The organism is Trueperella pyogenes (genome assembly GCF_001070855.1).
Classification (GTDB): domain Bacteria; phylum Actinomycetota; class Actinomycetes; order Actinomycetales; family Actinomycetaceae; genus Pauljensenia; species Pauljensenia pyogenes_A.
The window spans coordinates 52,510-64,624 of sequence record NZ_JVLH01000006.1; the positions used below are offsets into that span (position 1 = coordinate 52,510).

The window sequence follows — 12,115 nt, forward strand, 5'->3', positions numbered from 1 at the left end:
CTAACGATGACTTCTGAGACAGAATTTGACCCCGAGGACCGCAGCGACGCCGAAAACGGCACTGACGGTCAGGGCTCGTCTGCGCCTTCTGACCCATTGATCGGCCTGCTCGTCGATGAGAGATACCGGATTCAGGCTCGCCTTGCACGCGGTGGAATGGCCACTGTCTACGTCGCGCACGATGAGCGTTTGGACCGTCCAGTTGCACTCAAGGTCATGCACCCACACTTGGCAGAATCTGCTGATTTCGTTGCCCGTTTTAGGCGCGAGGCCCGTGCAGCCGCGCGAATTGTTTCACCGGGAGTCGTTTCTGTCTTTGATCAGGGAGTGATTCACGGCCAGGGCTTTCTGGTGATGGAACTTATCGATGGAACCAACCTCCGTGCGCTGCTGCAGGCGCAGGGAGCCTTCACTCTTGCTCAATCTCTTCAATACACGCAAGATGTTCTTGAAGCGCTGCGTTCTGCGCACCGAGTTGGCGTAATCCATCGTGATATCAAGCCCGAAAATGTTTTGGTACCCAGTGAGGGTCCTGTTCGCGTTACCGATTTCGGTCTGGCACGCGCGGCCTCAGAAGTATCGATGTCAACGACCGGTTCGATGCTTGGAACGGTCGCATACATGGCACCAGAGATCGCAACTACTGGAACCTGCGATGCGCGAAGTGACATCTATGCCGTTGGGATCATGCTTTACGAAATGCTCACGGGCTCGGTTCCGTGGCAGGGTGAAAATCCCATGCAAATGGCCTATCACCACGTGAACGACTCTGTCCCGCTTCCTTCAGAAGTTGAGCCGTGGATTCCACGTGAAATTGACGATCTTGTCGCATCGCTTGCAGCTAAAGACCCCGAGGACCGCCCCGTCGACGCTCAGGAGGCTCTTGATTTGGTGATGCGTGCACGCACGTCGTTGCCCGCAGAGCTAATGAATCGACGAGCGGATATCGACAGCACTGACGACAACGAACAGCGCACCACTGCGTTGGGGCTCGTCGAATTGACTTCGCCCCTTCCAGCACAGAAGCTGCCTGCAACCTCGCAAGCTATCGTCCATGTTTCTGGCGGGATTGCACATGCCGCCCCACAGGTACGAACTCGGAAGCGTTTTGGCAAAGTTCTTGCCCTGATTGTTTCTCTGCTCATTGTTGGTGTCATCGGAGGCTTTTGGTGGTGGCATGAATACGGGCCGGGTTCCTACTTGACCATGCCCGTCACCGATGGACGCGCTGTTTCTGATGTCGAGAATGATCTACGTTCGCTGCATCTCAATTTCCAAGAACGAGAAGATTTCTCAGATACCGTTTCTCAAGGAAACGTCATCTCGTCAACACCGGGAAGCGGCGAAGCCGTCCACAAACGCGCTGAGGTCCTTTTGGTCGTCTCGAAGGGCGTTGACATGCGTAATGCGCCAAATCTCAATGGCATGGAAACAGACGCAGCGAAGAATGCGCTGACAACCGCGGGACTGGCAGTCGGCGATGTTCGCGAAGACTGGTCCGAAGATGTCGAGAAGGGCAAGGTCATCTCGCAGTCCGTCCCCGCAGGAGCATCGGTTCGCCACGATACAAAGGTTGATATTGTCGTTTCCAAAGGCCGTGAGCCCTTAACGGTTCCCGACATTAAAGGCAAGAGTGCCGGGGAAGTCCGTCAGACACTCGAATCGATGGGACTGAGCGCAGAGGAAACCGAGGCATTCTCATCGACAGTCGCCCAGGGAACCGTAATCTCCCAGGAAACTGCTGCGGGTACAACGCTTCATCGTGGAGATAAAGTCCAATACACGGTCTCCAAGGGCCCTGAAACTGTAGAGATCCCCACTGTTCAAGGACTTCAAGAAAGTCAGGCTCGTGCAGCCCTCGAACGTGTCGGCCTTCAGGTCCGTGTTGAACGCTTTATGGGTGGACTATTTGGAACTGTGCGTTCTTCTGACCCTGCAGCTGGAACGGTCGTCCCTCGTGGAACCACAGTGACACTGACGATCGTCTAGCCCCCTTAATTACCGGGAAGTATTAAGACCTGGTTTTAAGTATTAAGACCTGGTTTTACCTATGGGTGTGGGGCGAAGAACATTGGTTCTTCGCCCCACACCCATAATTTTTTCAGAAATTCAAGCGGTAAAGCGATCGGCTTCAGCTACTCTTTCTTTAAGTACTCCGCGACTTGGAATGCCATCTCCAAAGACTGCTGGTGGTTCAAACGCGGATCCACTAGCGTCTCATAGCGATCACGCAAAGCCTCTTCATCAAGCTGCTCGGAGCCGCCAAGAACCTCTGTAACATCATCCCCAGTGAGCTCGACATGAATGCCACCGGGAACCGTTCCAGCTTCACGATGAGCCTCAAAGAAACCAGTGACCTCATCCATGATCGTCTCGAAGCGTCGTGTCTTGTAACCCGTCGAGGAGGTGATCGTATTTCCATGCATCGGGTCGGTCACCCAGGTAACGGGGCGTCCGTCACGTGCTTGTGCTTCCAAGAGAGGAGGTAATGCATGGCGAATTTTATCCGCACCCATACGTGTGATGAAGGTCAGACGCCCTTCTTCACCCTCCGGATTCAAACGGTCAACCAGACGGCGCATATCATCAATTGATGTCGTCGGTCCAAGTTTGACGCCAATCGGATTGCGCACGTGCGCAAGCAATTCGACATGTGCATCGTCAACGCCACGAGTACGTTCACCAATCCACAAGAAGTGACCGGAAGTGTTGTAAGGATCCCCGGTGCGTGAATCGATTCGGGTCATCGCAGACTCGTAGTCCAGAAGCAAAGCTTCGTGAGAGGAGAAGAGATCCACGCTACGCATCTGGGCCACACTGGACACACCGGCTGCCTCAAGGAACTTCACCGCACGGTGAATCTCCTCAGCAAGAGACTCATAACGCGCATAAGCCGGATTAGCTGTAAAACCCCGATTCCAGTGGTGCACCAGTCGCAAGTCAGCATAGCCACCACGAGTGAATGCACGAATCAAATTCAGCGTCGATGCGGCATGATGGTACAAATCCAACAAGCGCGTGGGATCTGGAATCCGTGACTCTGAAGTGAATTCGAAGGAGTTGACAGCATCACCGCGGTATGAGGGAAGCGTGACGTCTCCACGGGTCTCCATATCTGAAGAGCGCGGCTTCGCATACTGGCCCGCAATTCGCCCAATCTTGATCACAGGCAAAGACGCACCGTAGGTCAAAACGACGGCCATCTGGAGAAGAGTTTGGATCTTCAGACGCAAATGGTCAGCCGTCGCCTCGGCAAAAGTCTCAGCACAATCGCCACCCGTAAGGACAAAGGCCTCACCGCGCGAGGCGGCAGCGAGATTCGTTCGCAGATCGTCTACCTCGCCAGCGAAGACCAAGGGAGGCTGACGACGCAACTCAGCCAGTGCGGAGTCTAGGGCCTCGGGATCTGGGTAGCTCGGCTGTTGAAGCGCGCGCTTGGTGCGCCAAGCTTCCCAAGGAGCAGATTCTTCAGAACCGGCAGGAGCAAAGAGTTCAGGTGCGCCGGGGCGCAGCGAAAAATCGCCACGCCCCGGGAGAGAAGATGAAGCCATCGTCACTGCGCTGCAGACACAGGCTGGCCAATCTGGGAGAGCAGATCGGTGAACCACGGCTGCGTGGTGTCGAAAGGCTTACCGCCGGCAATACGCGGGAAGGCAATCGCGGAAAGCTGATCGCCGTTCTCCTCGTCCTGGCCGATGACACCGCTTTCACCGCGGAGTGCGCACTCGACGGCAAGATCACACATCTGCTTGATCAGTGCGAGATCTTCTTCGTGTGCTGCTGCCGCGCGTGAGTAGTAACCGGACTTCTGAACCATGACCTTTTCGGCACCAATAAGCGCTGCAAACTTGCGCGCGAACCACTGGCCGGGGTTGATGGTGTCGAGCTTGACGTGGCCGAAGGGATCACGCTGAACCTCTTCGCCATTGGCTTCCATCTCGGCAATGATTTCGGGAAGGCCTGCACCTTCCGACAGGAAGATGTTGACGTTGCCCTGCTCGTCCATGATCGCCTTCAGGCGCTCAGCCTCACCGGCAATGTCAAGAGCAGCCTCGGGAACGTAAACGCCATGGACATCCCAACGCTCACGGGTCAAGCCCAAGGAAGGCGCCCAGTTCTTGGTATCGAGCAGCTCGTGGTAGCGGCGAGCGGTCTCTGCGGTCAGGTAGCCGCAGTTACGTCCCATGCACTCATGAACAATGAGCATACGGGGATTCGAGCGGTGTTCGCCGATCACATTAAATGCGAAACGCGCACCTTCGTCCGCCGCGGTCCATGCGCCCAGAGACTGGCGGATCGGAACAACGTCATTATCGATGGTCTTAGGAAGGCCAACCACGGTGAGTTCGTAGTTGTGCTCGTGCAGGTAGGCGGCAAGATCTGCTGCGGTCGTGTTTGTGTCGTCACCACCAATGGTGTGCAGAACATCAACGCCATCCTTGCGCAGCTGCTCGGCAGCAAATGCAAGCGGGTCGACGCCTTCTTCAACCAAGCCTCGGTCGACAAGGTTCTTCGCATTGGTCAGCTTGACGCGAGAATTACCGATGGGCGAACCACCAAACTCACGAAGAATACCTGCGTTACGGCGTCCTTCTTCGTCGACGACAACATAGTTACCGGTCAGAAGGCCGTGGTAGCCATACTGGTAAAGGATGATTTCTACCTCGGGAGCAACCTGGGTGTAGCGCTCGATGAGATCACCAACAGCAGCCGAAAGACAGGGGGCAAAGCCACCAGCGGTCAAGAGAGCAACACGACGAACCGTCATGAGTCAACCTTTCAGTTTTCTTCACGCGCAGCAAGAGAAGCGCGCCAGGTACTTATCTTATCGAGAGTGTAGTTTCTTCGCCGCCCCGGACCTTTTTCTGGGACACGGCGATGTCGCTATCAGTCTTCATTCCCAGATTCATCTGTTTCTTCGGGGAACTGTTCAACGTCTTCTTCGGGTGCGGTCGGAACCTCAACCTCAGGAGCCTCACGCCCACCGGGCGCGCTCTTGCCGTTTGAGGGTACAGGGCCGTCAAAAGCGCCCTCCTCGGCAAGCTGCGCTTTCACATCAGCAGCATAGAGATCGACGTACTCCTGACCAGAAAGGAGCATCAGGTTGTACATAATCTCATCGGTGATCGCGCGAAGAACGTAGCGGTCTTTATCCAGTCCCTTATAGCGACTGAAATCCAAGGGCTCTCCGATGACCATACCGATATTGGTTCTCGAAGGAATTTTCTGTCCGATTGGCTGAGCCGCATGCGTGCCAATCATCGCCACAGGAATCACAGGAGCGCCGGATAATAGCGCTAGACGCGCAACACCCGTCTTCCCACGATACAGGCGCCCATCGGGGCTACGAGTGCCCTCGGGGTAGATTCCAAAAAGTTCACCTTCACCCAGGCGCTTAAGTCCAGCTTTCAATGCGGCTTCAGATGCGCGCCCACCAGTACGATCAACGGGAATTGTGCCAACAGCGCGCATGAATTCCTTCGTTGCCCAGCCCTTAAGACCGGTACCCGTGAAGTAATCGGCTTTACCCATGAACACAACCTCACGGTCAATCATCATGGGTAGAAAAACAGAGTCCCAGACAGCGTTGTGGTTAGAAGCGAGGATCGCCGGACCGCTCTTTGGGATATTTTCTTTCCCGCGGATCCACGGACGATACGCAGCCTTGAGAATCGGAGTGCCCGTCAGCTTCAGTGCTTGATACAGACCCATGTTTCCTCCACCCGGATCAACCGCTAGCATCGTGGTTATGACCAATGGTTCTACTGTACAGCCCGAACGGCCAAAAACCGCAATGATCCCAGCTTGGAATCAAGCTAAATGGCTGGTAGTAGACCTAGAAACAACTGGACTTAGTTCCCGCGACACCATCATTGAGATCGGAGCAGCAGTCTACGAAAACCGCGAGCTTGTCGATAGCTTTTCAGCACTCATCAACCCCGGAAGCCCGTTGCCTTCGTTCATCACTGCTTTGACGGGACTCGACGATGAAACGTTGGTCCACGCCCCGGATCTTCACACTGTTTTTGCGCATTTTTGCCAGTGGGCAGAGCATTTATGCGATCGGGGACAGATTTCAGGCCTTATCGCGCACAATGTCGCCTTCGATTGGGGGTTTCTTGTGCGAGCTCAACGGACCTGCGATATCTCACTGCCCCACTTTGAGCCTATCGACACACTGTCAATGGCTCGCGCCTTGCTTCCAACTGAGGTACCCAACCACAAGCTCGCAACACTGCGTGAACACTTCAAATTAGGCGGCAGTCAGCATCGCGCTCTGGATGATGCCCTGGCCACGGGCATATTGTTTTACAAATTGTGTGAATACGCAGAGAGTCTTGAAAAAGATCCCCTTGCCTACTGCTCCCCCGCGTATCCTTTATCCTCATAATTCCCGAGACCGCATGTACTTTGCGTTGAAAAGAACGAGTTTCAGCGACGCTGACGCAAAAGATCCGCGAGGGCTTCTTGAAGCTCCTGTGAGTCAAATGGTGCGCTGACAATACGGCTTGCACCTGCCCATGTTGCCAACCAGTCGTCTTGAGGACGAGCCGTAAGCATCAGGATTGGAGGAACATCCTGGCGGGTACCAGCGAGCTCCTTCGCGACGGACATGCCGCCTTCCTTTTGAGTTTCTCCATCGAGAACAAGGACTGCAATATCCGAGGTATTGTCCACTAGTTCAAGAACACCGAACTTCGTAGCTGCTTGAAGCCATTCAATGGGAGCCGTATCCTTCGATGCTTTGAAACCGACACCTGTGATCACTGCCTGGCGAGTGGTCGAGTTGTCACTGAAGACCAGAACTTTCACGGGTGTTTCACTCACGATGCACTCCTCAACGTTAAGAGATCGTTACTCTGGGTATTCTAACCGCTTTTGGATACACGTGTGGGGAGCTGAAGTTTCAGCTCCCCACACATGCTGTTTGCTCTATCGCTGGTAGTTCAGATTGTCAAACTACTTCTCAGGGATGACAGCAAGAATGTCAACGACAATCGCCTGCGGCGACTGCCCTTGCGCCTGATTGCCACCAGCAACGAGTAGCACCCGCGAGCCCGCGGTGAAGCCGATAAGCTGATTACCATCCTTCACGCTGACAACCTGGGCACCTTGTTGCCCCCATGTCGACTGTGTTTGAGCATCGTTACCAAAAACGGTTCCGACGCCTTGATAAAGAATTGTCGAGCCAACGGCTACCTTGTCACCATGTCCCTCGGCGATGACGACCTTGGAGGTCTCTGTGGGCGCGCTCTGTCCCCAAGTGATGGTGGGTTGGCTACCGAGATCACCGCTGACAGTAATGCCCGCTGGAAGTTCATTTCCGGTCGGCGTGGCGCTTGTGAGCTGAGAAGTGTCCTTCGGGTTAACAGTTCCCAAAATATCGACAACGAAGACGAGGTCGGCATTTGCGGGAATTGAAGAACCCGAACCTTGAGCGCCGTAACCCCACTTTGATGGGATGACGAGTTCAACACGATCGCCAACATGTGCGTCAGCAAGACCGTACTTCCATCCCTTAATCACCTGGTTGAGACTGAAAGCGATAGGGGTACGACCATCTTGGAAAGAAGAATCAAAAACCTTTGCATCGCTGAAGAGCGCACCTGCATAGTTGACCTGAACGATGTCATCGAGGCCGACGCTTGCACCATCACCCTTGTGGAGGGTTTTCACCAAAATCGCATCGCCCACGCTGCCAGATCCGGCTTTGATTTCGGGCTTTTCGCCGAAATCACCGCTTACTTCGGGGAAATTACCCTGGCCGCTTCGATCAACCTGAGGTGTCTCCTCAGAGCTTGAAGCCGACTGGGTTGCGCTTGCCGAGGCCGAGGGTGAGGGTGACGCCGATTGAGAGTCCTTTGACTGGCCCGAGCAGGCACCAAGAGCAAGAGTGCAAGTCAGTAGGATGGCACCGATAGCAGGTAGCTTCTTCACGATTCTCCGATCAGGCGAAAGACTCACCGCATGCACAGGTGTTCTGCGCATTGGGGTTATCGATCGTGAATCCCTGGCGCTCAATGGTGTCAGAGAAGTCAATGGTTGCGCCTGCGAGGTAGGGAACACTCATGCGATCGACAACAACCTCAACACCATCGAAATCACGGACAGCGTCACCATCGAGCAAACGATCGTCGAAGTACAGCTGGTAGATCAGGCCAGAGCAGCCTCCGGGCTGAACGGCGACACGCAGACGGAGATCGTCGCGGCCTTCCTGCTCAAGAAGGCTCTTGACCTTCTGTGCTGCGACATCAGTCAGGATGACGTCGTGGGTTGCAGTCTCAGTCGTGTTCTCAGACATGCTGCTCCTTTAATACTTTTCTTATAGGAATAATCTCTAGCCTAAGGCTACTCAGGCACAAGCGCCATCTTCAAAGCTGAGAGCGAATTGTCACTCTCTACCCCATGTACGAGCAGCACGACATCCCAGAGCATCAAGATTTTCGGTTTCATCAACGAGAATCCCATGAATCCCCCATTGGGCCCGTTCATGTGCCGATAGTGTGGAATGCAGCCCAATGGCAAGAACGGGAATGGCTGATTCTGATGCAATTTCAGTTAATAGATCAAGGCTTGATTCGGCCAAGGCCGGCGAATGCAGCTCGGGTTCGCAGATGATCAATAGGTCAGATGCCTCGATCTTGGTTTTGCAGTCAGTGTGGTGGAGTAAAAAATCACCGTCAGACACTAGACGACCACCAAGAATGCTGATAATCGTCGCAGCACCCCCGCTTGCCCCCGAACCGGGAAGCCTTCCGGGTTCCACTACCGAGGCCGATTGCCCACTGACTGCAAGTTGCGGCCGTATGCTCTTATGAAGTAGCTCCGCCCACTGCCGATGAAAATCGGTATCGTCACTGTCTCGAAGACTTAAGTCTGGTTCGAGAGCCAATGTCGAGGACGGTCCAAAGAGCGGGCGTGATGTCGAGTAGGCGGCATAAAACTCCTGACCTGATACGACGTTTTGTGCACGCTCGATTGCGCGTATAAACCATGTCTCTAGTGATTCATTCACCTGCCGCTTGGCTCCGGAAATACCTTCAAGAAAACTGATGCCGCCGTCAGTTGCTTTAAGGTGACCGCCTTCGAGGAGCGGAACTTTCCCCTCTGCAAGCACTTCGCGAAAGCGCTGCCCGGCCTCGCGAAGGGAATCCCCATCCCCCACGCTTAGGACACAAAAACGCTGATTACCCTCCATGGCCTCGACAAAGGCTTGACCGGGGCCAAAGGGAGCAAAGGAAACTTCCCAGGAAGGTGCACCAGTCGAAAAACTTTGAGCAAGTGTACGAAGCGCGGGGGCAGGATCATTCTCCTGCCCCCAATGCCCCGTGATAAATGCGCGTCCCACTTACTTTTCAGCCAGGCGAGACAGGACCAGCGCCTCAGCCAGGACAGCATTCTTCAGATCGGGAAGCGACTGAGATTCGTCCTCGGAATGAGCATTCGTCAGAGGATCTTCAACGCCGGTGACAACGACCTGTGCGTGGGGGAAGGTCTCTTGGAACTCGGAAATGAAGGGAATAGAACCGCCAACACCAATATTGACCGCCTGCACGCCCCATGCGTCGGTAAGCGCTTGCTTGACCACGTGTGAAACTGGGGAATCAACATCAGCAAGGTATCCGGGGCCTAGGTCGAGATCAGAAATCTCGATACGTGCACCAAAGGGCGCGTGCTCACGAAGGTGCTTCTCAATCGCATCCATTGCCTGACGCGGATCGACACCGGGAACCGTGCGCATCGACAGACGGAAACGAACGTGAGGAATGATCGTATTCGACGAATTCGCAACGCTGGTTGTATCAAAGCCAATCAGTGACACGGAAGGCTTCGTCCAGGTACGCGCCGCGAGATCTCCGCTACCAGCAAGTCGAACCTGATCGAGCATTCCGCTTGCCGCGCGAAATTCATCTTCTGGCCAATCAACCTCTGCGTGGTCATCTCCACCCAAACCTTCAACAACGATATTGCCATCTTGGTCATAGAGCGACGCAATCAGAAGAGCAGCGCAGGTGGGAGCATCGATCATCGGGCCGCCAAACATTCCTGAGTGAACAGCATGATCAGCCACAGTGAGATCAACCGTGAAAGCGCAGTTACCACGCAAGCTTGTCGTGACAGCAGGCTCGCCAGCCTTCCAGTTATCTGAGTCGGTGACGATGATGACATCAGCTTCAAGCTGGTCGCGGTAGGTCTCAAGGAAGTGAGTAAAAGAGGGCGAACCGATTTCTTCTTCGCCTTCGATGTAGACAACAACATTCGCGCCCAGATCCTTACCAAGAAGGCTCAAAGATCCGAGGTGAACAATGACGCCCGCACCATCGTCAGAAGTGCCGCGGCCATAGATGCGGTCGCCCTTAACGACGGTTACCCAAGGGTCTGAGTGCCAACGTGCGAGATCTCCAGTTGGCTGGACATCGTGGTGAGCATAAAGAAGGACCGTCGGCGCGCCCTCAATATGAGGGGAACGAGCAAGGATTGCCGGCTTGCCTTGAACTCCTTCAGGAGTTGTCACTGAGTGAATCTGAGCGTCCAGGCCAAGGGCTTCAAAGCGAGAACGAATATGCTCAGCGGAACGGTCAACATCCGCAGCGTGAGAAGGATCCGAAGAAACGGAAGGAATGGCCACGAGCTGAGACAGCTCATCAACCAATTGCGGGAAGAGAGCGTCAAGACGCTCGCGAAGTTCATTGGTATTCATAAGGCAAGAGTATCTCTTCTACAGGTTTCTGCTCGCATGAATCCATTCTTAGCGGGCAAGAATGTGCCGATCGCACTATCGATCTATTACCCTTAGAGACGTGTTGAGCTCAAAGAAGTCAGAACCCGAAGAAACTCCTCAGCCTCAGACGGCAAACGATCGTTCAAAGAGCGGTCCGACGCCTTCGCGTAAGCAGGCGCAGGCGCGTAATGATCATTCCTTGATTGTTGCGGATCGTAAGGCTGCCAAGAAAGCCGCACGTGAGCGCGCTCGCGCGATGCGTCTTGAACAAGATCGTCTCCAGCAAGAAGCGCTGATCACCGGAGACGAGCGCTATATGCCGCTGCGTGACAAGGGCAAGGTCAGGCGCTTTACTCGCGACTGGCTTGATGCTCGCTGGTCCTTCTCAGAGTTCGTCTTCCCAGTGATGATTCTGTTCTTCGTTGTTTTCTTCGGTGTCTCTTTCTTCGCCTCAACCTCAGCTGTTGGTCAGCGCGCACTCTTCATTGTCATGCTGATTATGTACGGCCTGTTCTTCGTTGCGATCGTTGAGACCAGCATCGTGTGGCGGCGCATCAAGCGTCAGGTTCGTGAGGTTTACCCGCGCGAGCCCATGCCTCGTCGCATGTGGTTCTACGCATTCTCGCGCGCAATTATGCTGCGCCCATGGCGTTCGCCTCGTCCGCAGGTCGAGCGCGGGCAGTTCCCAAAGAGATAATTTCATAATCCCGATTTAGAGGGGTGCAGGTTATTCACCTGCACCCCTCTTTTTATCCACAGGGCAGCAATTTATTCGGCGTTTTCCACAGATTTCTTGAGGGCCAAACTTCGACCTCAATACAGAGGCACACTCGTGAAGCGAAAAGCTTATGAAAGGAACAATCATGGCGCATCACTCTTCGGCCCTTGAAAGCATTCCTCCGCTCTACGGAGATCCTGGATGGGTTGAAAACAGCGGACTAATTAAAATTCTCTGGCCGCTCACGGATACTCAGGTCGCCTCTGATTTCTTCAGATTCTCTGGATTAGATAGCCCGCAAATCGAAAAGATCCGTCCGCTTCTTCCTGCAGATAACCTGCAGGATCGCCAGAATAACGCTCCCCCGCTGGAGCTCTTTTTTAAGGCGGCACTTCGCAATCCTCGTGTTTCTTTGGGAGGTTACCTCGTTCTTGCACCCCGATGGGATGAGAGGATGAGCATTGATTCGCTCTTCATTGAAGACGAATCAGCGCTGAACTACCGCGAGAGCCCATGGGCGCTGATTTATGAAGACGGAATCTGGGAAAAACTCCAGGAAGAACTGGGATTCGACGGCTACTGCCGCCCCGATGAATGCGAGCCCATCACATGTCTCGATGAGACTAGAGGCCCCGGCTGGTGGCTCTGGTGGGACTGAGCGCACAACGCGTCAG

12 protein-coding genes are annotated in these 12,115 nt (G+C 54.5%); 4 read left to right on the top strand and 8 right to left on the bottom strand.

Features of this window, described 5'->3' with window-relative positions; genetic code table 11:
* Positions 1-6 precede the first annotated feature (6 nt).
* The gene (gene pknB, locus ADG72_RS01605) at positions 7-1,989 is read left to right on the top strand and encodes a Stk1 family PASTA domain-containing Ser/Thr kinase (protein ID WP_048711706.1); all 1,983 of its coding nucleotides are present in this window, start codon (positions 7-9) and stop codon (positions 1,987-1,989) included.
* A 146-nt stretch (positions 1,990-2,135) separates the two neighbouring features.
* On the opposite strand, the gene ADG72_RS01610 is transcribed toward pknB, so the two are convergent.
* The 3 genes from ADG72_RS01610 to ADG72_RS01620 all read right to left on the bottom strand — a co-directional run bounded on the left by ADG72_RS01610 (position 2,136) and on the right by ADG72_RS01620 (position 5,712).
* Positions 2,136-3,551, bottom strand: coding sequence for a class II 3-deoxy-7-phosphoheptulonate synthase (locus tag ADG72_RS01610; RefSeq protein ID WP_048711708.1), 1,416 nt, complete (start codon positions 3,549-3,551; stop codon positions 2,136-2,138).
* 2 nt (positions 3,552-3,553) lie between these two features.
* Positions 3,554-4,768, bottom strand: a complete 1,215-nt coding sequence (locus tag ADG72_RS01615; protein WP_048711710.1) for a pyrophosphate--fructose-6-phosphate 1-phosphotransferase — start codon at positions 4,766-4,768, stop codon at positions 3,554-3,556.
* A 119-nt stretch (positions 4,769-4,887) separates the two neighbouring features.
* Positions 4,888-5,712 carry a lysophospholipid acyltransferase family protein gene (locus ADG72_RS01620; RefSeq protein ID WP_048711712.1) on the bottom strand — a complete coding sequence of 275 codons (825 nt, stop codon included), beginning with the start codon at positions 5,710-5,712 and terminating at the stop codon, positions 4,888-4,890.
* Positions 5,713-5,749: 37 nt separating this feature from the next.
* Between ADG72_RS01620 and ADG72_RS01625 the strand changes: the two genes are divergently transcribed.
* Entirely contained in the window at positions 5,750-6,391 is a 642-nt protein-coding gene (locus ADG72_RS01625; RefSeq protein WP_239667620.1) for a 3'-5' exonuclease, read from the top strand.
* Positions 6,392-6,432: 41 nt separating this feature from the next.
* Here ADG72_RS01625 and ADG72_RS01630 read toward each other — a convergent pair whose 3' ends face one another.
* The 5 genes from ADG72_RS01630 to ADG72_RS01650 form a co-directional block, all read right to left on the bottom strand.
* A complete protein-coding gene (locus tag ADG72_RS01630) occupies positions 6,433-6,828 on the bottom strand; it encodes a response regulator transcription factor (RefSeq protein WP_048711715.1) in 396 nt (131 codons plus the stop codon).
* A gap of 132 nt (positions 6,829-6,960) precedes the next feature.
* Positions 6,961-7,938: an FKBP-type peptidyl-prolyl cis-trans isomerase gene (locus ADG72_RS01635; protein WP_048711717.1), complete on the bottom strand. Its 978-nt coding sequence runs from the start codon at positions 7,936-7,938 to the stop codon at positions 6,961-6,963.
* A 10-nt stretch (positions 7,939-7,948) separates the two neighbouring features.
* Complete coding sequence (erpA, locus tag ADG72_RS01640; RefSeq protein WP_009409320.1) at positions 7,949-8,302, bottom strand: iron-sulfur cluster insertion protein ErpA; 354 nt, start codon at positions 8,300-8,302, stop codon at positions 7,949-7,951.
* 90 nt (positions 8,303-8,392) lie between these two features.
* Positions 8,393-9,349 (bottom strand): glycerate kinase, encoded by a 957-nt coding sequence (locus tag ADG72_RS01645; RefSeq protein WP_048711720.1) that lies wholly within the window; start codon positions 9,347-9,349, stop codon positions 8,393-8,395.
* Positions 9,350-10,702 carry a dipeptidase gene (locus ADG72_RS01650; protein WP_048711721.1) on the bottom strand — a complete coding sequence of 451 codons (1,353 nt, stop codon included), beginning with the start codon at positions 10,700-10,702 and terminating at the stop codon, positions 9,350-9,352. It lies immediately after the preceding gene.
* 100 nt (positions 10,703-10,802) lie between these two features.
* Here ADG72_RS01650 and ADG72_RS01655 point away from each other — a divergent pair, with 100 nt between their 5' ends.
* On the top strand, positions 10,803-11,420 hold the full coding sequence (locus ADG72_RS01655; protein WP_239667621.1) for a DUF3043 domain-containing protein: 618 nt from the start codon (positions 10,803-10,805) through the stop codon (positions 11,418-11,420).
* Between the two features lie 166 nt (positions 11,421-11,586).
* Positions 11,587-12,099: a hypothetical protein gene (locus ADG72_RS01660; protein WP_239667622.1), complete on the top strand. Its 513-nt coding sequence runs from the start codon at positions 11,587-11,589 to the stop codon at positions 12,097-12,099.
* Positions 12,100-12,115 lie beyond the last annotated feature (16 nt).